The organism is Modestobacter sp. URMC 112 (genome assembly GCF_053502575.1).
The window spans coordinates 2801318-2822533 of sequence record NZ_CP199957.1 but is presented as its reverse complement, the minus strand read 5'-3'; the positions used below and the strand labels follow the sequence as shown (position 1 = coordinate 2822533).

The following is a 21216-nucleotide window of genomic DNA, read 5'->3' as shown; positions in this document are numbered from 1 at the left end:
CCTCAGCGGCGCTTGGCGTACCCGGCCAGGCCGAACTGCAGCAGCGCCAGGCCCCGGCGACCCTGGGCGCGCAGGTCGGCCACCAGGTCCTCACCCGAGGCCCCGGCCAGGACCCGGTCGCGGGCCAGCTCCATCAGCGCGGCGTAGAGGCCCAGCACGGCGTGCGCGGCCAGCCAGGGCTCCAGCGCCCCGGCCGGAGCCCGGGTCTCCAGCGCGATCTCCTCGGCCAGCACGTCGGTCAGGCTGCCCAGGATCTCCCGCTCGCGCACCTGCAGCGTGCGGCTGCCCCGGATCACCCGGGCCATCTCCGCGACCCCCTCCGCGGCGGCCGGCGACCCCAGCTGGCTGACCGCGGCGACCACGAAGCTGCCCGCGGCCGCGGCGGCGGACTCCCCGGCCGGCCGGCGCCGGACCGCGGTCACCAGCGCCGCCCCGATCGGCGGGTCGGCCTCGAAGACCAGGCCCTCCTTGACCGGGAAGTGGTTGAACACCGTCTTCTCCACGACCCCGGCGCGGTGCGCGATCTCCAGCACGCTGACCGAGTCGAACCCCCGCTCGGCGAACAGCTCCGTCGCCGCGTCGACGATGGCCTCGCGGGTCTGTTGCCGGCGCACCTCACGCTTGTTGGGGCCGCCGCGCGACCGGCGCCGGCGGGGCGTCCGGGGCTCCTCGACCACGACGGCGTCCGCCACCACCGCGGCCGGCGGGCTGACCTCGGGCGACAGCTCTCCAGCGGGCCCGTCCGCGGCCGGCGGCTCCGCGGCCCCCGGCTCGGCGACCCCCGGCTCGGCGACCCCAGGCTCGGCGGCCCCCGGCTCCGGGGACCCGGCCGGCGGGAGGAGGTCGACCAGCTCGTCGGCGTCCACCGCCGCGGCCGGACCGGTCCGCACCGCGAACTCGACCACCTGGGCGGTCGTGTCCGCGTCGGGCGCGGGACCGGCACCGCCGTCGTCGGTCCGGGCAGGGACGGCGGCGCCACGAGCGTCCGCCGGCACCACGTCGTCCGGGAACCCGGCCGGCACGTCGGCCACCACGTTCCCCACGACAGTCGCTGTACGCCGCTGTGCAGCTGCCCCTCCGGTCACGCCAGTCACGCTAGTGACGGACCGATCTCTCCCCGGGTGAGCGCGCCGGACGCCGCGCCCGGCGTGTCGCGAGGTCAGTGGTGTCGCTCACTGTCCGTGTGTGACCCGTCGCCGGTGCGCGTCGGTGGACTGGGCCCCCCTGGCCCCATGGGAGCATCGCGCCCATGCGCATCGGCACCACGCGGCGCGGCAGAGCGTCCGAGACCGCCCCCGGGGTGACCGGAACCGTTCGTCTCGACCGCCGGACCAAGAACCTCACCAAGCGGCTGCGGCCCGGCGACATCGCGGTGATCGACCACGTCGACGTCGACCGGGTGAGCGCCGACTCGCTGGTGGCCTGCCGGGTCGGCGCGGTGGTCAACGCCGCTCCCAGCATCTCCGGGCGCTATCCCAACCTCGGCCCCGGCATCCTCGTCGAGGCGGGCATCCCGCTGGTCGACGGCGTGGGCAAGGAGGTCTTCGGCCGCCTCAAGGAGGGGGCCTCGGGCCGGGTCGAGGGCAACCAGCTCTTCCTCGGCGACGAGGTGGTCGCCGAGGGCGTGCGGCAGGACGCGGACACCGTGGCCGCCGCGATGGCCGAGGCCCGGACCGGGCTGTCCGCGCAGCTGGAGGCCTTCGCGGCCAACACGATGGAGTACATGAAGCGCGAGCGCGCGCTCCTGCTCGACGGCGTCGGCGTCCCCGACGTGGCCACCACCATCGAGGGCCGGCACGTCCTGGTCGTCGTCCGCGGGTACGACTACAAGGAGGACCTGCAGGCGCTGCGCCCCTACATCCGGGACTACCGGCCGGTGCTGATCGGCGTCGACGGCGGCGCCGACGCACTCAAGGAGGCCGGCTACCAGCCGGACATGATCATCGGCGACATGGACTCGGTCAGCGACTCGGTGCTGCGCTGCGGCGCCGAGGTGGTCGTGCACGCCTACCCCGACGGCCGCGCCCCGGGCCTCAAGCGGGTGCAGGACCTCGGCGTCGACGCCATCACCTTCCCGGCGGCGGCCACCAGCGAGGACATCGCCATGCTGCTGGCCGACGAGAAGGGCGCCTCGCTGATCGTCGCGGTCGGCACGCACGCCACGCTGGTGGAGTTCCTGGACAAGGGCCGCGGCGGGATGGCCTCGACCTTCCTCACCCGGCTGCGGCTGGGCGGCAAGCTGGTCGACGCCAAGGGCGTCAGCCGCCTGTACAAGAGCCGCATCTCCACCGTCACGCTGGTCCTCCTGGTGCTGGCGGCGTTCCTGGCGATCGGCTCCACCCTGGCGGTGTCCACCGCCGGCCGGGTCTACCTGGACCTGCTCATCGACCAATGGGACAGCTTCGTGTTCTGGCTGGAGAACCTCTTCACGTGATCGACTTCCGCTACCACCTGGTCTCGTTGATCGCGGTCTTCCTGGCCGTGGCCCTGGGCATCATCATCGGGACGACGCAGCTCAACGGCCCGGTGCTGTCCAACCTCGAGGCCCAGGTCAGCGCGCTGCAGGAGGACAAGCGGACGCTGGAGGACGAGACCCAGCAGCTGCAGGCCCGCCTGGACGACGTCGGCGCCTTCGAGGAGGCCGTGGCGCCCACCCTGGTGCAGGACTCCCTCAGCGGCCGCAGCGTGCTGCTGGTCGTCGGCAGCGGCGACGTGCCCACCGACGCCGTCGAGGGGCTCACCGCGCTGCTGGGCACCGCCGGCGCCACGGTCACCGGCACCATCCGGCTGACCGCGGCGTACAGCGACCCGGCGAGCGCCGAGACCCTGGAGACCTACCTCACCGGCCCGGGCCTGCCCCCGGGCGTGGTGCTGCCCGACACCGACGACGCCGGGGCCCGGGTCGGCGCCCTGCTCGCCGACGTGCTCATGGTGCCCAGCGGGGGGACGCCGCCGGACTCCGCGGCCACCTCCACGGTGCTGGCCGGGCTCGAGGAGCTCGACCTGCTCAGCCGGGACACCACCTCGGTGACCCCCGCCGACTTCGCCGTCCTGCTCACCACCGGCGGCTTCACCGAGGGTGAGGAGGCCGCCGAGCGCAACGCCACGCTGCTGGAGCTGGTGGCGGCGCTGGACGGCGGCGGCTCCGGCGCGGTCGTCGCGGGTGACGCGGCGTCGGCGATGGAGGGCGGCCTGGTCGCCGCGCTGCGGGCCGACCCGACGGTGAGCACGTCCGTCTCCACCGTCGACTCCGTGGACACCGTGGCCGGCCGGGTCACCACCGTCCTGGCCCTCGCCGCGGAGGGGCGCGGCACGACCGGGCGGTACGGCACCGGTGAGGACACCCTGCCCGTCCCCGCGCCGGCACCGTGACCGCCCGGCGGCTGGCGCTGGCGGCCGGTGGCGCGTTGGCCGCCGGCGCCGGGACGGCCGGGGCCGGGGCCCTCGCCTCCCGTCCGGCCGGTGTCCGGTGGCAGCGCACCAACTACGCCCGGCGTCCGGTGACCCTGCTCGGCGGGCCGGTGCTCGCCGCCTCGGCCACCGGCTCCGCGGTGCTGGGCGCGCCGCCCGGGCAGCGCGCCGCGGCCGCCGTCGTCGGCACGGTCGCCGGGCTGGTGGGCGGGTACGACGACCTGGCCGGCGCCCGCCCGGAGCAGGCCGGGGACAAGGGGCTGGCCGGGCACCTGGCCGCCCTGCGCGCCGGCCGGGTCTCCGCCGGCGCGGTGAAGGTCGCCGGGATCGGGGCGGCGGCTGCGGCTGCCGCCGTCCTCACCCGGCGCGGCAGCGGGGCGTCCGCCTTCGTCGACGGCGTGCTCACCACCGGCCTGGTCGCCGGCACGGCGAACCTGCTCAACCTGCTGGACCTGCGCCCCGGCCGGGCCGGCAAGGCCGCCGTCGCCCTCGCCGCCACCGGCCTCGGCGGGCCCGCCGGCGGCCTGGCCGCCGGGCCGCTGGGGGCGACGCTGGGCGTGCTGCCCGCCGACCTCGGCGAGCGGGTGATGCTGGGGGACTGCGGCGCCAACGCCGTCGGCGCCCTGCTCGGCCTGCGGCTGGCCGCCGTCCCCGGCCGGCCGGCCCGGGCGCTGCTGCTGGGCGTGGTCACCGCGCTCACCCTGGCGAGCGAGAAGGTCAGCTTCACCCGGGTGATCGAGTCCACGCCGGTGCTGCGGGAGCTCGACCGGCTCGGCCGCCGCCCGGCGTGAGCGCGCAGGTGAGCCCGCCGGCCGCGGGCGACCCGCCGCGCAGCGCGGACCGGCGGGTGCTCCGCGGCGTGGCCGCGGCGGCGCTGCTCATCTCGGTGCTCACCCTGCTGGCCCGGATGGCCGGCTTCGGCCGCACGCTGGTGTTCACCAACACCGTCGGGGCCGGCAGCACCGGGGACACCTACGTGGTCGCCAACACGGTGCCCAACATCGTCTTCGAGGTGGTGGCCGGCGGCGCGCTGGCCGGTCTCGTCGTCCCGATGCTGGCCGGGGGCATCGCCACCGGGGACCGGGAGCAGGTCCGCCGCACCGCCTCGGCGCTGCTGGGCTGGACGCTGCTGCTGCTGGCGCCGCTGGCGGTGCTGCTGGCGCTCCTGGCCCGGCCGGTCGCCGCGCTGCTGCTCGGCGCCGACGCCGCCGACCCGGCCCAGGTCGACCTGGCCGCCCGGTTCCTGGTGGTGTTCGCCCCGCAGGTGCTGCTCTACGGGATCGGGATCGTGCTGACCGGGGTGCTGCAGGCGCACCGCCGGTTCGCCGGGCCGGCGATCGCGCCGCTGCTGTCCTCGCTGGTGGTGGCCGGGTCCTACCTGCTGTTCGCCGGCATCGGCGGCAGCGGCTCGGTGCGCACGCTGAGCACCCCGGCCGAGCTCGTCCTCGCGGTCGGGACGACGCTCGGCGTCGCCGCGCTGAGCTTCTCCCTGCTGGTGCCGCTGCGCGGTCTGCGGCTGGGCCTGCGCCCGGCGCTGCGGTTCCCGGTCGGCGCCGCCCCCCGGGTGCGCCGGCTGGCCCTGGCCGGGGTGCTGACCCTGGCCGGTCAGCAGCTGGTCGCCGTGGTGGCGATCCGGCTGGCCAACGACGGTGCCCCGGACGGCACCCAGGTGGTCTACGTCGCCGCGATGACGGTGTTCCTGCTGCCCTGGGCGGCCCTCGCCGTGCCGCTGGCCACCTCGGCCTACCCGGGGCTGAGCGAGCGCGCCGAGCTCGGCGACGAGCCCGGGTACCGGCGGGCGCTGGCCCCGGTGCTGGTGCTCACCGTCGTCGCGTCGGCGGTCGCGGCGGCCGGCCTGGTCGCCGTCTCCGGCCCGCTGGCCCGGGTCTTCTTCGCCGCCGCAGCCGACGGCGGGTCCGCGGCGGCGCTGCAGCCCACCATCGTCGCCTTCGCGCCGGGGCTGCTCGGCTACGGCCTGGTGGCGCTGCTGTCCCGGGCGCTGTACGCCCGCGGCCAGTGGCGCGCCCCCACGGTCTGCGTGGCCGGCGGCTGGCTGGTCGCCGCGGTCGCCGACGTGGTGCTGGCCCGGGCGCTGCCCCCGGCCGACCGGGCGGTGGCGCTGGCCGCCGGGCACAGCATCGGGGTCACCGTGGCCGGGCTCGCGCTGCTGGCCGTGGTCGCCCGGGTCGCCGGGACCGGCGCGCTGGCCGGGCTCGCCCGGACCGGTCTGCCCGCGCTGCTCGCCGCCGGGCTCGGCGCCGGAGCCGGGGTGCTCGTCGGGCGGGCGACCGGTGCGGACCCGGTGCCCGACGACGGCGTCCTCGCCGCGGTCGCGGTGGGCGCCCTCGCGGGCGGGACCGTGCTGGTCGTGGCCGCGGCGGTCATGATGGGAACCGCCCGGCGGCCGCTCACGGCCGCGGTGCGCGGGCTGCGTGCCCCGGCGGCCCCCGGGCGGACGGACAGGGAGGTGGCAGGTGGCTGAGCGCGACGAGCGGGACCCCGGCGACCGGCCGCTGTCCGGGCGGCGGGTCGCCCAGGTGCTGGCCACCAGCACCGGCGGGGTGGGCACCCACCTGCGGTCGGTGCTGCCCGCGGTGCTGCGGGCCGGCGCCGCCGTCCGGGTCTGCGGCCCCCGGGCGACCGAGGAGCTCTTCGGCTTCACCGCCACCGGCGCGGCCTTCCGCCCGGTCGGCATCTCCGCTGGGCTGGCGCCGCTGGCCGACCTGCGCGCGGTCCTGGCGCTGCGCCGGGCGACCACCGGCGCCGACCTGGTGCACGCCCACGGCCTGCGGGCCGGGCTGGTCGCCACGGCGGCGCGGCGGCTCGCGGGGGAGCGGACCCGGCCCCTGGTGCTGACGCTGCACAACGCCCTGCCCGGCGGCGGGGGACTGCGCCGCCGGGTGCTCGCCGCGGCCGAGCGGGCCACCATCCGCGGCGCCGACCTGGTGCTGGCCGCGTCGTCGGACCTGGCCGCCAACGCCCGGCGGCTCGGCGCCCGCGACGTCCGGGTCGCCCCGGTCGCCGCCCCGGCGCTGGCGCCGGCCCGCCGTGGCCGGGCCGAGGTGCGGCGCGAGCTCGGCCTGGACGACGACCTCCGGCCGCTGGTGGTGGCCGTCGGCCGGCTGCACCCGCAGAAGGGCTACGACGTCCTGCTGGACGCCGCGCAGCGGTGGACCGCCGACTCGCGCCTGAGTGCCGCGCCCCCGCGGGTGGTCATCGCCGGGGACGGCCCGCTGCAGCAGCAGCTGGCCGGGCAGATCCGGGACCTGCGGCTGCCGGTCACCCTGCTGGGACGGCGTACCGACGTCGCCGACCTGCTGGGCGCGGCCGACGTGTGCGTGCTGCCCTCGGTGTGGGAGGCCCGGTCGCTGACCGCCCAGGAGGCGCTGCGGGCCGGTGTGCCGCTGGTCGCCACCCGGGTGGGCGGCATCCCTGAGCTCGTGGGCGCCGCGGCCGACCTGGTGCCGGCCGGGGACGCCGCCGCGCTGGCCGACGCGGTCACCGCCGTGCTCACCGACCCCGAGCGGACCGCGCGGCTCTCGGCCGCCGGTCCGCGCCAGGCGGCCACCTGGCCCGACGAGGCCGCCACCGCCCGCTCGCTCGTGGCGGTGTACCGCGAGCTGCTGGGGCCACCGGGCGGACCGGGCCGATGAGCCGGACCGCGCGGGTGGCCGGGGTGCTGCTCGTCCTCGCGGTGCTGCTCGGCCTGGCCGCCCCGGCCGCCGGCGCGGCGGACACCGGCATCGACGCGCGGGCCGACCGGGTGCTGGTCGTCGGCGTCCCCGGGCTCGTCTTCACCGACCTGGACCCCGCGCTCACCCCGCAGCTGTGGGAGCTGGCGGACGGGTCGGCGGTCGGGGCGATGTCGGTGCGGGCCGCGCGGTCGACGACCTGCCTGCTGGACGGCTGGGCGACCCTCGGCGCCGGGAACCGGGCGCGGTACCCGGGGCCGGCCGCGCCGATCCCACCGGTCCCGGTGGAGGGCCCGGACGGAGGCGCCGCGGGCGCGACGGCCGGGAGCACCGGCGCCCCGGCCGGGGAGGCCCCGGTGCCGGTCGTGGACACCTCGCTGTCGTTCTGCGGCCTGGAGGAGCAGACCGCGTCCCTGGGGCTGCACGAGCCGCAGGCGACCCTGGAACGGATCGCCGAGGACCCGGCCACCGCCCGGTTCGGCGCCGAGCCCGGCGCGCTGGGGGACGCGGTCGGCTGCGCGACCGCGGTGGGCCGGGCCGCGGCGCTGGCGGTGGCCGGCCCACGGACGGCGCTCACCGTGCAGGACGCGCTGCCGGACTCGGTGCCGGGGACCGCCGCGCTGCTCAGTGCCTGCCCGCTGACGGTGGTGTCCCTGGACCAGCTCACCGACGCTGGCCGGCCGAGCGGCGACGAGACCGACACCGGCACGCTCCCCGACGCGCGGGCGCAGGCGCTGGCCGGGCTGGACGCGCAGGTCGGCCTGCTGCGCGCGGCGGTGGCCGGCCTGCCCGGGGACACCCTGCTGCTGCTCCAGGGGATCTCCGAGGTCAACGACGGCCGGGCGCAGCTGCACCTGGCCGTCGCCGCCGGACCCGGCACCGCCCCGGGGTGGCTGAGCTCGGCCAGTACCGGCCGCGCGCCGTTCGTGCAGCTGATCGACGTGGCCCCCACCGCGCTGCGGGCCCTGGGGCTGGAGCAGCCGGCCTCGATGAACGGCCAGCCGATGACCGCGGCCGGCCCGCGACCGTCCCTGGCGGAGGCCCTGGCGCAGCTCACCGAGGCCAACGTCCGGGCCACCGCGCACCTGCGCAGCACCGGGACCTTCTTCTGGGCGCTCGTCGCCGTCGACGCCGCGGTGCTCGCCGCCGGGCTGCTGGTGCTGGGCGGCTGGGGCCTCCCCGGCGGGCGGGGCCGGCCGGCGCGGTGGCAGCGGCCGCCCGCCGACCCGCGCTGGCGCCGTCCGCTGCGGGCCGGCTGCCTGGTCGCCGCGGCGCTGCCGGTGGCCACCTACCTGGCCAACCTGCTGCCCTGGGAGGGGGCCGGGACGCCGCGCTGGGCGCTGGCCGGCGCGGTGCTCGCCGGCACTCTGCTGGTCGCCGCGGTCGCCGGCCTCGGCCCCTGGCGGCGGACCCGGACCGGCCCGGCGGTCGCCGTCCTCGCGGTCACGCTGGCCACCCTCGTCGGCGACGTGCTGACCGGCTCCTCCCTCGAGCTGGACGGGCTGCTGGGCTACGACGCCATCGTCGCCGGACGGTTCGTCGGCTACGGCAACCTGACCTTCGGGCTGTTCTCGGTCAGCGTGCTGCTGCTCACCGCGGCGGCCGCCGCCGTCCTGGCCTGGCGCGGCCGCCCCGCCGCCGGCCGGGACGCGCCTCCGGCCGACGGCGGTCCGGCCCGGCTGCGCTGGCTGCTGCCGGTGGCCGGCTGCGGGGCGGCCGCCGTCGTCCTGGTCGGCGCGCCGGCGCTGGGCCGGGACTTCGGCGGCGTGCTCGCCGTGGTGCCCGGCTTCGTCGTCCTGGGCATGCTGCTGGCCCGGATCCGGGTGACCGTGGCCCGGCTGGGGGCCGTGCTGGCCGCCGCGGTGCTCGTCGTCGGCTCGGTGGCGGTGCTGGACTGGCTGCGGCCGGCCGCCGAGCGCAGCCACCTGGGCCGGTTCGTCGCCCAGGTCGTCGAGGGCCAGGCGTGGACGGTGGTGCTGCGCAAGGGGCAGGCCAACCTGGGCATCCTGGTGGGCAGCCCGCTGGCCTGGCTGCTGCCGGTGGCGCTGGTCGCCGCGCTGTGGCTGCTGCGGCCCGGCGGGCTGCTGCGCAGCAGCCCCGGGCGCGGTCCCGCCGGGCTGCCGGCCGGGCCGGCCCGGGTGCTGCGCGCCGGGCTGACCGCCGTCGCCCTCAGCCTGGCCGTCGCGGCCGCGGTGAACGACTCCGGCGTCGCGGTGCCCGCCACGGCGGCCGCGCTGCTGCTGCCGCTGCTGGTGTGGCTGGCCGCGGGGGCGCCACCGGAGGCCGCTGCGGGCGCCGACGTGGCCGAGCGCACCCCGGGTTCCACCCCGGACGGCGGCTCCTCCCGTGTTAGCGTGATCGCCCGTGGGTCGACTGGCTGAAGCTCGTGATCGCGGATCTCTCTCCAACTCCCAGCCGACGAAGTTCGTCTTCGTCACCGGTGGCGTCGTGTCGTCACTGGGCAAGGGCCTGACCGCCAGTTCGCTGGGCGCGCTGCTGTCCAGCCGCGGGCTGCGGGTGACCATGCAGAAGCTGGACCCGTACCTCAACGTGGACCCCGGGACGATGAACCCGTTCCAGCACGGCGAGGTCTTCGTCACCGAGGACGGCGCCGAGACCGACCTGGACATCGGCCACTACGAGCGGTTCCTGGACACCGACCTGACCGGCCGGGCCAACGTGACCACCGGCCAGGTGTACTCCGACGTGATCGCCCAGGAGCGGCGCGGGGAGTTCCTCGGCGACACCGTGCAGGTGATCCCGCACATCACCAACGAGATCAAGGCCCGCATCATGGCGGTCACCACCGACGAGGACGCCGAGCGGGTCGACGTGGTGATCACCGAGATCGGCGGCACGGTCGGCGACATCGAGTCGCTGCCCTTCCTCGAGGCCGCCCGCCAGGTCCGGCACGAGATCGGCCGGGACAACTGCTTCTTCCTGCACATCTCCCTGGTGCCCTACATCGCCCCCTCCGGCGAGCTGAAGACCAAGCCGACCCAGCACTCGGTCGCGGCGCTGCGCAGCATCGGCATCCAGCCCGACGCGCTGGTCTGCCGCTCGGACCGGGACATCAGCGACGGGCTCAAGCGCAAGATCAGCCTGATGTGCGACGTGGACGCCGACGGGGTCATCTCCTGCCCGGACGCCCCGTCGATCTACGACATCCCCAAGGTGCTGCACCGGGAGGGCCTGGACGCCTACGTCGTCCGCCGGCTGGGCCTGCCGTTCCGGGACGTCGACTGGACGGTGTGGGGCGACCTGCTGGACCGGGTGCACGAGCCGAGGCAGACGGTCACCGTCGCCCTGGTGGGCAAGTACATCGACCTGCCCGACGCCTACCTCTCGGTCACCGAGGCGCTGCGGGCCGGCGGGTTCGCGCACCGCTCCCGGGTGTCCATCCGCTGGGTGCCCGCCGACGAGTGCGAGACCCCGGAGGGTGCCAAGGCCGCGCTGGCCGGCGTCGACGGGGTGTGCGTCCCCGGCGGGTTCGGGGTGCGCGGCATCGAGGGCAAGCTGGGCGCCATCCGGCACGCCCGGGTCAACGGCGTCCCGCTGCTGGGCCTGTGCCTGGGTCTGCAGTGCATGGTCATCGAGGCCGCACGCGACCTGGCCGGCCTGGAGGACGCCAACTCCTCGGAGTTCGAGCCCGAGGCGCCGCACAAGGTGATCGCCACGATGGCCGACCAGGTCGACGTCGTCGCCGGGGAGCGGGACATGGGCGGCACCATGCGGCTGGGCAGCTGGCCGGCGACCCTGCAGAAGGGCTCGGTGGTGGCCCGGGCGTACGGGGCCACCGAGATCACCGAGCGGCACCGGCACCGCTACGAGGTCGCCAACGCCTACCGCGACCAGCTGTCCGCCGCGGGCCTGGTGTTCTCCGGCACCTCGCCGGACGGCACCCTGGTCGAGTTCGTCGAGCTGCCCGCCGACGTCCACCCGTTCTTCGTCGGCACTCAGGCCCACCCCGAGCTCAAGAGCCGGCCGACCCGGCCGCACCCGCTGTTCTCCGCGTTCGTGCAGGCCGCGATCGCCTACCAGGACGCCGCCCGGCTGCCGGTGCCCGAGGACGTCGAGGTCGGCATCTGATGAGCGGGCCGCACGAGTACGAGCTGCTGGCCAGCGAGGAGGTGTACTCGGGCCGGGTGATCTCGCTGCGCCGGGACACCGTGGCGATGCCCGGCGGCGGGGACAGCGTCCGCGAGGTGGTGCACCACCCCGGCGCGGTCGGCGTCGTCGCGCTGGACGACCAGGACCGGGTGGTGATGCTGTGCCAGTACCGGCACCCGGTCGGCCAGCGGATGGCGGAGCTGCCCGCCGGCCTGCGCGACGCCGACGGCGAGCCGCCGCTGGCGACCGCCCGCCGCGAGCTGGCCGAGGAGGTGGGGCTGGCCGCCGAGCGGTGGTCGCTGCTGAGCACCTACCACCCCTCGCCGGGCTTCTGCGACGAGCAGATCCACCTCTACCTCGCCGAGGGCCTCACCGACGTGGGGAAGCCGGCCGACTTCGTGGTCGAGCACGAGGAGGCGGACATGACCGTGGAGCGGGTGCCGCTGGCCGACGCCGTCCAGCAGGTGTTCGACGGCCGGATCAGCAACGCCCTCGCCGTCATCGGGGTGCTGGCCGCCGCCCAGGTCCGCGCGGGCGGGCCCCGGCTGCGCCCGGCCGACGCCGGCTGAGCCGTCAGCGCCGCCCCGGCGTCCAGCCGGGGTCCCGGCCGAGCAGCCCCAGCGCGCGGTCCTGCAGCGGCGCGTCCGCCGGCACCTCCACCACCGGGCCGAAGACGGTGACCCCCGGGCCGAACGCCCCGGGGACGCGCATGACGTCGGGGATCTGCTGCAGCGCGGGCCACATCCGCTGCAGCTCGGCGGGGTCGATGGTGTCGTCCTGCCCGGTGGCCCGGGCCAGGTCCCAGCGGTGCAGCACCAGGTCGTCGCTGACCACCCCGTCCACCATCACCGCCCCGGGCATCCGGCCGGCCGGGCTCTCGGTCGGCTGCGCGGCGAGCACCGGGTCCTCGACGATGGCCGCCACCTCCGCCCGGGCCGCCCGGAAGGCGGCCAGCGGGTCCTCGTCGACGCTCGGCGACGGGGCCAGCCGGCGTCCGTAGGGATGGAGCATGACCCCGTGCATGTCCACGATGTGCCGCACCACGTCGCGGGCGTCCCACTCGGCGCAGGGTGACGGCCGCGACCAGTCCCCGGCCGGGACCGCGCGGACGGTGGCCTCGAACGCGTCGGCGCGGCGCCGGTAGCGGGCGGCCACCTCCGCCAGCTGGGCGGGTGACGGCGCTGCCGGGGCGTCGGTCATCGGGAGGCTCCTTGTCCGAGGTGGTCGTGGAGGGAGGACTGTCGCAGGCGGTGCGGCTCATCGGTCGGCTTGCCCATCCCGCGCCGTCCGACGAAGGTGTCCCGGTGCTCACACATGACCAGGCCCTGTCCCTGCTCGCCGCCGCCCGCAGCGAGTCCGAGCAGCTGGGCATCCCGATGTCCTTCGCCGTGATGGACCCCTACGGCCACCTGGTGGCCCTGGTCCGGATGGACGGCGCGCCCTGGATCTCCGCCGAGGTCGCCCAGGGCAAGGCGTGGACGGCGGCCGCCTACGGCATGCCCAGCGCCGGCCAGAAGACCAAGATGGACCCGCTGCCCAACTTCGCCGGCGCGCTCACCGAGATGACCCACGGCAGGTTCACCCCGCAGCCGGGCGCCGTCCCGGTGTTCGACGGGGGCCGGCTGATCGGCGCCGTGGGGGCCAGCGGCGGCACCGGTCAGCAGGACGAGGACGTCTGCGCGGCCGCCGTCGCCGCCTCCGGCTGGTCGGTCACCGCGGGCTGACCTGCCGGCCGACCTCCGGGAGGGCCAGGCCCAGTCGGCGCAGCTCCAGGCCGGCCAGCGCGCGCACCGCGGCCGGGTCGCCGGCCCACCAGCCGGCGCCCGTCCCCGCCGGCAGGGCGGCGAGCTCCGGCAGCGGCGCGGTGGCCAGCGCGCGGGCGGCCAGCAGCTCGAGGTCCGGTCCGCGGGCGCCGGCCGGGGTCGCCCCGGTGTCGGCGGGCCCCGGGCGGCGCGGCGCGCCGGCGCCGGAGGTCAGCCGGTCGGCGGCGGTGGCGTCCCGCCACCAGCGCAGCCGCCACGGGGCCCAGCGCAGCAGCAGCCAGCCCACCGGCAGGACGACGACCAGCAGGGCGAGCACCGTGGCCAGCGTCGCGACGGCGTCCTCGGCGCCCTGCCCGGCGCTCGCCACCGAGCCGCCGGCGTCGCCGAGGGCGGCGAACGGGTCGGCCAGCTCGTCCCCGACCACCGGCACGTCCCCGGCCGCCCCGGCGGCCGAGCCCATCGTCCGGGAGATCGACCCGCCCAGGTCCGCCAGCGCCCGGCCGGGCTCGGCAAGCACGAGCACCGCCCGGTGCACGGCCCGCGCGACCAGCACCCAGGCGACCGTCCAGGCCAGCAGGCCCAGGTCGGCGGCCAGCTGCCGGGTGCGGACGTCGGGGCGGTCGGCGTACAGGCGCATCGGGCTCCCTCCGGGCAGGGCGCGGGCCGCTCCTGCCCGGCCATCGTCGGCCACCGGCGGGTGCCCGGCAGTGTGGCGAGGTGACCTGTCCCGGTGGGGCCCGGGGCGGCCTCAGCCGATGTCGCGGCGCCGCAGCCCAGCCAGCCCGACCGCCACCAGCCCGGCTGCCACCGCGGCCATGACCGCCAGGGGCCCGGCGCTCAGCGCCTCGGCCGGCACCTGGGGGACGTGCTCGAACGGCGAGGACTCGATCACCCAGCCGGGCAGTTGCACCGTGCGGCCGAGCAGCAGCAGGAACGACGCGGCGGCGAGCAGCGCCCAGCCGAGCGTGGCGGCCCGGGGGAGCAGCCCGAACAGCGCCGCTGCGGCGCCCACCAGGGTCCACACGGCCGGCGCGTAGACGACCGTGGCAGCGGTCAGCCTGCCGACCTGGGCGGCGTCGGCGGTGAGGACGGCGTGCACCAGGCCCATGCCGGCCCCGGCCAGGGCCAGCAGCAGCGTGCTCCCGACGACGGCCACGGCCAGGTGGCCGATGGCCCAGTGCGGCCGGGAGACCGAGCTCGCCAACAGGGCCTCGACCCGTCCGGCGGTCTCCTCGCTGCGCATCCGCAGCGTCACCTGGAGCGCGAACCCGGTGACCAGCAGGGCCAGCATCGAGGCAGCGACGGCGAAGAAGGTGTCGGTGATGTCGGTGCCCGACCCGGCGAGGAACTCCGACAGCGCCTCGTTCTGGGAGACGAGGTCCTGGACCGACTGGCCCACCGACCCGTACGCCGCACCGAGCAGCGAGATCCCCACCGCCCAGCCCAGCAGGCCGGCCCGGTGCTGCCGCACCGCGAGGCCGACCGTGCCCGACAGCGCACGGGAGGCTGACGCCCGGCCCGGCCGGGCGGCCACCAGCCCGGCGCCGACGTCCCGGCGCTCGAGCAGGGCGAAGGCGGTGGCAGTGAGCACGACCGCCGCGGCGAGGGGGAGCAGGAGCACTGCCCACCGCTCGCTCCCGAAGGGCCGGACCGCCAGTGCCCACCCCATCGGGGAGGCCCAGGACAGCGTCCCGTCCCCGACGTCGCCGGCCGCCCGGAGCACGAAGAAGGCGGCCAGCGCGGCGCAGCCCGCGCCGGCGGCCCCCCGCGAGTGCTCGGTGAGCTGGGCGGCGACCAGGCCGACCGCCGTCATTACCAGGCCGAAGGCGACGAAGGACACGGCCAGGGCCACCGATCCCCGGACCGGCAGGCCGGTGCCGACCATCCCTGCGCCGATGCCCAGCGCGACCAGGACGTTCGCCAGGGCCACCACGGCCACCGCGGCGGCCGGACCGGCGCGCCGGCCGAGCACGGCCGACCGGATCAGCTCCGTGCGGCCGGCCTCCTCCTCGGCGCGGGTGTGCCGGACCACCAGCAGGACGCTCATCAGGCCGACGGCGATGTAGCCGATGACGGCGACCTCGAACACCACGATGCCGCCGAGCGAGGGGAGACCGGCGCCGGGGCCGCCCATCATCACCGCCACCGGGTTGTCCCCGACCGCTGCCGTGTAGGCCTCGCGCTCGGCTGCCGTCCCGTACACCGACGGGAGGGTGGCCACGCTGCTCATCAGCAGCCCGAGGACGCCGAGCACCCAGACCGGCAGCCGCACCCGGTCCCGCCGCAGGGCCAGCCGGACCAGCGCGCCCGAACCGGTGAGGGCGTTCACCGGACCGGCTCCGGCTCCGGCACGGCCTCGCCGTAGTGCCGCAGGAAGAGCTCCTCCAGCGTGGGCGGGGTGCTGGTCAGGGCGCGGACGCCGGCGCCGGACAGCTGCCGGACCACGTCGTCCAGGGCGGTGCTGTCCACGTCGAACCGGACCCGGCCGTCCTGCCGGACCAGGTCGTGCACGCCCGGCAGCGCCGCCAGCCCGTCGAGGGGCCGGACGGCCTCCACCGACATGGAGGTCCGGGTCAGGTGGCGCAGCTCGGCCAGGGTGCCGCTCTGCACGGTGCGGCCCAGCCGGATGATGCTGACCCGGTCGCACAGCGACTCGACCTCGGCCAGGATGTGGCTGGACAGCAGCACGGTGCGGCCCTCGGCCTTGGCAGCCAGGATGCACGCCTGGAAGACCGCCTCCATGAGCGGGTCCAGCCCCGAGGTGGGCTCGTCGAGCAGCAGCAGCTCGGCGTCGGCGGACAGCGCGGCCACCAGGGCCACCTTCTGCCGGTTGCCCTTGGAGTAGCTGCGGCTCTTCTTCCGCGGGTCGAGGTCGAAGCGGTCGAGCAGCTCGTCCCGGCGGCGGCGGTCCAGGCCGCCCCGCAACCGGCCCAGCAGGTCGATGGCCTCCCCGCCGGTGAGGTTCGGCCACAGCGTGACGTCGCCGGGGACGTAGGCCAGCCGGCGGTGCAGGGCCACCGCGTCCCGCCACGGGTCACCGCCGAGCAGGCTCGCGGAGCCGCCGTCGGCGCGCAGCAGCCCGAGGAGGACGCGGATGGTCGTGGACTTGCCGGACCCGTTCGGCCCGAGGAAGCCGTGCACCTCCCCGGAGCGGACCTCGAGGTCGAGGCCGTCGAGGGCACGGGTGGGACCGAAGGACTTGCGGAGGCCGCTGACCTCGACGGGAAGGACCATGCACCGACGCTACTCAGGTTTCACACTTGTGTGAAGACCGTGTAATAGGCTGCCGCACGTCGGTCGGGGTCGTTCCGGCGACGAGGAGGAGAGGGGGTCCGCCGGTGTCCACACCGCACGCGGACGACGCCGACGCCGCGCTGCTGTCCTACGTCGAGCGCTTCGCCCTGGTCCTCGCCGACTCGGGGCTGCCACGGATGGCGGCACGGGTCTTCGCCTTCGTCCTCGCCGACGACGCCGAGCGCTACACCGCGGGGGAGCTGGCGGCCGGCCTGCGGGTCAGCCCGGCCGCCATCTCGGGGGCCGTCCGGTTCCTGGTCCGCGCGGGGCTGCTCGGCAGGGAGCGCGACCCTGGTGCGCGCAGCGACGTCTACCGGATCTACGACGACGACGTCTGGTCCACCATCTACGCCCAGCAGATCGGTGTCCTCGCCACCTACGAGGCGGCCGCGGCCGACGGCGTGGCGACGCTGGGCCTGGAGCGCCCCGGTGGGCGGCGGATGGCCGAGACGCAGGAGTTCTTCGCGTTCCTGCGGAGCGAGCTGCCGGAGATGCTCGACCGCTGGCAGGCGCACCGCCGCAGTCTGTGACCGCCCGGTCGCGTCCCGGCCCGCTGGAGGCCGCCGGCTGCCTACACTCCGCCCCGAGGTCGGCCCCGACCGGGCCGGCACACGACGCGGGGGGCTCCCGGCACGACCGGGGGCGCCACCGAGACCAGGAGACAGCACGATGCAGGTCGGGGTCCCTCGAGAGGTCAAGAACCGGGAGTACCGGGTGGCGCTCACCCCTGCCGGGGTGAACGAGCTGGTGCGGTCCGGGCACGAGGTGCTGGTGGAGCAGGGAGCCGGTGAGGGGTCGTCGATCCCCGATGCCGACTTCGTCGCCGCCGGCGCGCAGATCGCGGCCACCGCGGACGACGTCTGGGACGCCGCGGACCTGCTGCTGAAGGTCAAGGAGCCCGTCGCCGAGGAGCACGGGCGGCTGCGCGCCGGGCAGACGCTGTTCACCTACCTGCACCTCGCGGCGTCCAAGGAGTGCACCGACGCCCTGGTCGAGTCCGGGACGACGGCGATCGCCTACGAGACGGTGCAGACCGCCAGCGGGGCGCTGCCGCTGCTGGCGCCGATGTCGGAGGTCGCCGGCCGGATGGCGCCCCAGGTGGGGGCGCACTGCCTGGAGCGCGCGCACGGCGGCCGCGGGGTGCTGCTGGGCGGGGTCTCGGGCGTGTACGCCGGCAAGGTCGTGGTGATCGGCGCCGGGGTGTCCGGGATGAACGCCGCGGCGATCGCACTGGGCATGCAGGCCGAGGTGATCGTGCTGGACCGCGACGTGGACAAGCTCCGCGCGGCCGACCGGATCTACCAGGGCCACCTGCAGACCGTGGCGTCCAACGCCTACGAGGTGGAGCGCGCCGTCCTGGACGCCGACCTGGTCATCGGCGCGGTGCTGGTGCCCGGCGCCAAGGCCCCCACCCTGATCAGCAACGACCTGGTCAGCCGGATGAAGCCCGGCTCGGTGCTGGTGGACATCGCCGTCGACCAGGGCGGCTGCTTCGAGGACACCCGGCCGACCACGCACGACGACCCCACCTTCCGGGTACACGAGTCGGTCTTCTACTGCGTGGCCAACATGCCCGGCGCCGTCCCGAACACCTCGACGCACGCCCTGACCAACGTGACGCTGCCCTACGTGATGGCGCTGGCCAACGAGGGGACGGCAGCCGCGGTGCGCAACGACCCGGCGCTCGCGCACGGGGTGAACGTGGTCGCCGGGCAGGTGGTGCTCCCCGAGGTGGCCGAGGCCCACGGCATGGCGGCCGTGCCGCTCGCCGAGGTGCTGTCCTGACCCTGGTCACCGGGGCCGCCGTCGACCGGGTGGTCACCGGGTACCTCGACCACCTGCTGGTGGAGCGCGGGCTGGCGGCCAACACCATCTCCTCCTACCGGCGGGACCTGCGCCGGTACGCCGCGTTCCTGGAGGCCGCGGGGGTCCGGGGGCTGGACGAGGTGGGGGAGAGCGACGTGGCGGGCTTCCTCACCGCACTGCGCCAGGGGGACGCCGACCACCCGCCGCTGTCGGCCACCTCGGCGGCGCGCGCGGTGGTCGCCGTCCGCGGGCTGCACCGCTTCGCCCTGCTGGACGGGCTGGTGACCGACGACGTCGCCGCGGAGGTGCGCCCGCCGACGCCGGCCCGCCGGCTGCCCAAGGCGATACCGGTGGAGCAGGTCGAGGCGCTGATCGCCGCCGCCGGCTCGGTGGAGGGGCCACGGGGGCTGCGCGACCGGGCGCTGCTGGAGCTGCTCTACGGCACCGGGGCGCGCATCTCCGAGGCGGTCGGGCTGGCCGTGGACGACGTCGACGCGCGCAGCGCGGCGGTCCGGCTGGCCGGCAAGGGCGGCAAGGAACGCGTCGTCCCGGTCGGCAGCTACGCCGTCCGGGCGGTGGAGGACTACCTGGTGCGGGCCCGGCCGGCGCTGGCGGCCGCCTCCCGGCGGGGGGTGCGCGGCGCGCTGTTTCTCAACAGCCGCGGGGGCGCGCTGACCCGGCAGAGCGCCTGGACGATCCTGCGCAGCTGCGCGGAGCGGGCCGGGCTGACCGTGGAGATCTCCCCGCACACGCTGCGGCACTCCTTCGCCACCCACCTGCTGGACGGCGGCGCCGACGTGCGCGTCGTCCAGGAGCTGCTCGGCCACGCCTCGGTGACCACGACGCAGGTGTACACGCTGGTCACCGTGGAGCGGCTGCGCGAGGTCTACGCGACCAGCCACCCCCGCGCGCTGCGCTGAGCCCGGCTCAGCCGGGCGGGTAGGCGTCCGGGAGCGACGGCCAGCGGGTCGCTGCCCAGGAGCTCCAGGAGGCGTGGCCGGCGGGCAGCGGTGTCGGCACCGCGCCGGTGAGCTCGTCGTCCGTCGGCGGCTGGAACCGCTCGCGCCAGGAGCGGAGCTCCGCCGGGGTCAGGGCGACCTCCGTCCCGGGCCCCGCGGCGTACCGGTCGCGGACCCGCTGGAGCTGGGTGTCGGGGTCCACCGGCAGGTACGTCGTCGTGCAGTCGGCGCCCACCGCGGCGGCCAGCCAGCGCAGCGCGGCCCGCTCCTGCCGGCTCCACAGCCCGAAGTCCAGGACGACGTCGGTGCCGAGCTCGACGGCGCGCAGGGCGACCCAGATCAGCCGGCCCTCCAGTACGTCCCGCCGGTCGCCGGCCTCGGCGGCCCCGAACAGCGGCAGCATCCACTCGTCCGGGGTGAGCCGCAGCGCACCGCGGGTCCGCTCGAGCTCGCGCGCCCTCGTCGTCTTGCCCGAGCCGGGCAGGCCGACCAGCAGGACGAGCGTGGCGGGGGAGGGCACCCGCCGATCGTCCCAGTGCCCTGCGGTCGGTTCGCGTGGCTCTCGACCGGAGCCCCGTTCCGCCCGGGTGGTCACGGTCGGGTGCCGGCCTGCCGAGAGGGGAGGCGGAGCGACCGCTCGGTCCCGGGCCAGCCCGGTCTGCCGCGGTGCGCCTCCACCCGATCCCAGCCGAGCCGCACCTACCGGAAGGTCCAGACGATGTCGACACGAGCCCAGGCGGCGGCCGCCGTCGCGCTCCCGTCCGACGGGGCGCTCGCCGGCAGCGGCGAGATGGGTGGCCCGATGAGCCGGGTCGACCCCGCCCGGGCGCGGCAGCGCAAGCTGGCCGAGCCCAAGCGGATCACCGAGCACGGCCCGGCGCGGGTCATCGCGATGTGCAACCAGAAGGGCGGCGTCGGCAAGACGACGTCCACCATCAACCTGGGTGCCGCGCTGGTCGAGCAGGGCCGCCGGGTGCTGCTGGTCGACCTGGACCCGCAGGGTGCGCTGTCGGTGGGCCTCGGTGTGCCGGCGCAGCAGCTGGACCGGACCATCTACAACGCGCTGATGGAGCCGAGGACCACGCTCGCCGACGTCCGGCTGCCCACCCGGGTGCCCGGCCTGGACCTGGTGCCCAGCAACATCGACCTGTCCGCCGCCGAGGTGCAGCTGGTCAGCGAGGTCGCCCGCGAGCAGACCCTGATGCGGGTGCTCGGGCCGGTGAGCGCCGAGTACGACTACGTGCTCATCGACTGCCAGCCCTCGCTGGGCCTGCTGACGGTGAACGCGCTGACCGCCGCGCACGGCGTGATCATCCCGCTGGAGTGCGAGTACTTCTCGCTGCGCGGCGTGGCGCTGCTGGTCGACACGATCGACAAGGTCAAGGAGCGGCTCAACCCGGCGCTGGAGATCGACGGGATCCTGGCCACCATGTACGACTCGCGGACGGTGCACTGCCGCGAGGTGTTCAGCCGGGTGGTCGAGGCGTTCGGCGACACGGTGTTCCAGACCGTCATCACCCGCACCGTCCGCTTCCCGGAGACCACGGTGGCCGGCCAGCCGATCACCACCTGGGCGCCCACGTCCTCCGGTGCCGCCGCCTACCGGGACCTCGCGAAGGAGATGCTGGTCCAGTGACCCGCCGTCCCGTCCTGCCGGGCGCCGACGAGCTGTTCCGCCGTACCGACGCCGCGGCGCCGGAGCCCGCGCCGGTGACCGAGCTGGCCACCCTGGCCGCGGCCCAGTCCTCGCCGGCGCTGCGGTCGGGCACGCCCTCGGGACGGCGCTCCCCCGCGGCAGCCGACGCGGAGGAGCTCGCCGGTGCCGAGCCGCCGGCCGGCCAGCCGCTGTCGCTGGTGCCGGCCGTCCCCGCGGACGGCGCCGAGCAGCTCTCCGCGGTGCGCCGTCCTACGCTGCCGGTGACCCCGCCGCGCCGCCGGGGCCAGTCCGAGCACGGCCGGACCCGGCACGACGAGAAGATCACCGTCTACTGCTCCGCCGAGGAGCTGCTCGCCCTGGAGAGCGCCCGGCTGACCCTGCGCGGCCAGTACGGCGTCGTGGCCGACCGCGGGCGGCTGGTCCGCGAGGCGGTCGCCGTCCTGCTGGCCGACCTCGAGCAGCGCGGCGAGGACTCGGTGCTGGTCCGCCGGCTGCGCGGCTGAGCCGGGAGAGGGTCCCCGGCC

At 76.7% G+C, this 21216-nt stretch carries 20 protein-coding genes; 14 read left to right on the top strand and 6 right to left on the bottom strand.

What is annotated here, in order from left to right; translation table 11 throughout:
* Positions 1-2: 2 nt before the first annotated feature.
* A complete protein-coding gene (locus ACWIX6_RS13195) occupies positions 3-1043 on the bottom strand; it encodes a TetR/AcrR family transcriptional regulator (RefSeq protein WP_448612886.1) in 1041 nt (346 codons plus the stop codon).
* 257 nt (positions 1044-1300) lie between these two features.
* On the opposite strand from ACWIX6_RS13195, the gene steA reads away from it, so the two are divergent.
* From steA to ACWIX6_RS13155, 8 genes are read left to right on the top strand one after another with little or no spacing between them, the layout of a single operon-like run.
* Entirely contained in the window at positions 1301-2434 is a 1134-nt protein-coding gene (gene steA, locus ACWIX6_RS13190; RefSeq protein WP_448612885.1) for a putative cytokinetic ring protein SteA, read from the top strand.
* Complete coding sequence (locus tag ACWIX6_RS13185) at positions 2431-3372, top strand: copper transporter (RefSeq protein WP_448612884.1); 942 nt, start codon at positions 2431-2433, stop codon at positions 3370-3372. The genes steA and ACWIX6_RS13185 overlap by 4 nt, the downstream gene beginning before the upstream one ends.
* The gene (locus ACWIX6_RS13180) at positions 3369-4202 is read left to right on the top strand and encodes a hypothetical protein (protein WP_448612883.1); all 834 of its coding nucleotides are present in this window, start codon (positions 3369-3371) and stop codon (positions 4200-4202) included. The genes ACWIX6_RS13185 and ACWIX6_RS13180 overlap by 4 nt, the downstream gene beginning before the upstream one ends.
* Positions 4199-5893: a murein biosynthesis integral membrane protein MurJ gene (murJ, locus tag ACWIX6_RS13175; RefSeq protein WP_448612882.1), complete on the top strand. Its 1695-nt coding sequence runs from the start codon at positions 4199-4201 to the stop codon at positions 5891-5893. The genes ACWIX6_RS13180 and murJ overlap by 4 nt, the downstream gene beginning before the upstream one ends.
* Positions 5886-7064 carry a glycosyltransferase family 4 protein gene (locus tag ACWIX6_RS13170; RefSeq protein ID WP_448612881.1) on the top strand — a complete coding sequence of 393 codons (1179 nt, stop codon included), beginning with the start codon at positions 5886-5888 and terminating at the stop codon, positions 7062-7064. The genes murJ and ACWIX6_RS13170 overlap by 8 nt, the downstream gene beginning before the upstream one ends.
* Positions 7061-9484, top strand: coding sequence for a hypothetical protein (locus tag ACWIX6_RS13165; RefSeq protein ID WP_448612880.1), 2424 nt, complete (start codon positions 7061-7063; stop codon positions 9482-9484). The genes ACWIX6_RS13170 and ACWIX6_RS13165 overlap by 4 nt, the downstream gene beginning before the upstream one ends.
* On the top strand, positions 9468-11192 hold the full coding sequence (locus ACWIX6_RS13160) for a CTP synthase (protein WP_448612879.1): 1725 nt from the start codon (positions 9468-9470) through the stop codon (positions 11190-11192). The genes ACWIX6_RS13165 and ACWIX6_RS13160 overlap by 17 nt, the downstream gene beginning before the upstream one ends.
* Positions 11192-11782, top strand: a complete 591-nt coding sequence (locus tag ACWIX6_RS13155) for an NUDIX domain-containing protein (protein ID WP_448612878.1) — start codon at positions 11192-11194, stop codon at positions 11780-11782. Before ACWIX6_RS13160 ends, ACWIX6_RS13155 begins: the two co-directional genes overlap by 1 nt.
* A 4-nt stretch (positions 11783-11786) precedes the next feature.
* Here the strand turns inward: ACWIX6_RS13155 and ACWIX6_RS13150 are convergent, their stop codons facing one another.
* Positions 11787-12413: a TIGR03086 family metal-binding protein gene (locus ACWIX6_RS13150; protein WP_448612877.1), complete on the bottom strand. Its 627-nt coding sequence runs from the start codon at positions 12411-12413 to the stop codon at positions 11787-11789.
* A 104-nt stretch (positions 12414-12517) separates the two neighbouring features.
* On the opposite strand from ACWIX6_RS13150, the gene ACWIX6_RS13145 reads away from it, so the two are divergent.
* Positions 12518-12937 (top strand): GlcG/HbpS family heme-binding protein, encoded by a 420-nt coding sequence (locus ACWIX6_RS13145; RefSeq protein ID WP_448612876.1) that lies wholly within the window; start codon positions 12518-12520, stop codon positions 12935-12937.
* Here the strand turns inward: ACWIX6_RS13145 and ACWIX6_RS13140 are convergent.
* From ACWIX6_RS13140 to ACWIX6_RS13130, 3 genes are all read right to left on the bottom strand, one after another.
* On the bottom strand, positions 12924-13613 hold the full coding sequence (locus ACWIX6_RS13140) for a hypothetical protein (RefSeq protein ID WP_448612875.1): 690 nt from the start codon (positions 13611-13613) through the stop codon (positions 12924-12926). The genes ACWIX6_RS13145 and ACWIX6_RS13140 overlap by 14 nt on opposite strands.
* A 111-nt stretch (positions 13614-13724) precedes the next feature.
* Positions 13725-15305: an ABC transporter permease gene (locus ACWIX6_RS13135; protein WP_448612874.1), complete on the bottom strand. Its 1581-nt coding sequence runs from the start codon at positions 15303-15305 to the stop codon at positions 13725-13727.
* Positions 15302-16210 (bottom strand): ABC transporter ATP-binding protein, encoded by a 909-nt coding sequence (locus tag ACWIX6_RS13130; RefSeq protein WP_448612873.1) that lies wholly within the window; start codon positions 16208-16210, stop codon positions 15302-15304. Before ACWIX6_RS13130 ends, ACWIX6_RS13135 begins: the two co-directional genes overlap by 4 nt.
* 104 nt (positions 16211-16314) lie before the next feature.
* Between ACWIX6_RS13130 and ACWIX6_RS13125 the strand changes: the two genes are divergently transcribed.
* The 3 genes from ACWIX6_RS13125 (at position 16315) to xerD (ending at position 18996) form a co-directional block, all read left to right on the top strand.
* Positions 16315-16800: a GbsR/MarR family transcriptional regulator gene (locus ACWIX6_RS13125; protein WP_448612872.1), complete on the top strand. Its 486-nt coding sequence runs from the start codon at positions 16315-16317 to the stop codon at positions 16798-16800.
* A 139-nt stretch (positions 16801-16939) separates the two neighbouring features.
* A complete protein-coding gene (gene ald / locus ACWIX6_RS13120) occupies positions 16940-18055 on the top strand; it encodes an alanine dehydrogenase (protein ID WP_448612871.1) in 1116 nt (371 codons plus the stop codon).
* Positions 18056-18084: 29 nt separating this feature from the next.
* Positions 18085-18996 (top strand): site-specific tyrosine recombinase XerD, encoded by a 912-nt coding sequence (xerD, locus tag ACWIX6_RS13115; RefSeq protein ID WP_448612870.1) that lies wholly within the window; start codon positions 18085-18087, stop codon positions 18994-18996.
* 7 nt (positions 18997-19003) lie between these two features.
* Here xerD and ACWIX6_RS13110 read toward each other — a convergent pair whose 3' ends face one another.
* Positions 19004-19555 (bottom strand): AAA family ATPase, encoded by a 552-nt coding sequence (locus tag ACWIX6_RS13110; RefSeq protein ID WP_448612869.1) that lies wholly within the window; start codon positions 19553-19555, stop codon positions 19004-19006.
* 198 nt (positions 19556-19753) lie between these two features.
* Here ACWIX6_RS13110 and ACWIX6_RS13105 point away from each other — a divergent pair, with 198 nt between their 5' ends.
* Positions 19754-20671 (top strand): ParA family protein, encoded by a 918-nt coding sequence (locus ACWIX6_RS13105; protein ID WP_448612868.1) that lies wholly within the window; start codon positions 19754-19756, stop codon positions 20669-20671.
* Positions 20668-21195: a hypothetical protein gene (locus ACWIX6_RS13100; protein ID WP_448612867.1), complete on the top strand. Its 528-nt coding sequence runs from the start codon at positions 20668-20670 to the stop codon at positions 21193-21195. The genes ACWIX6_RS13105 and ACWIX6_RS13100 overlap by 4 nt, the downstream gene beginning before the upstream one ends.
* Positions 21196-21216 lie beyond the last annotated feature (21 nt).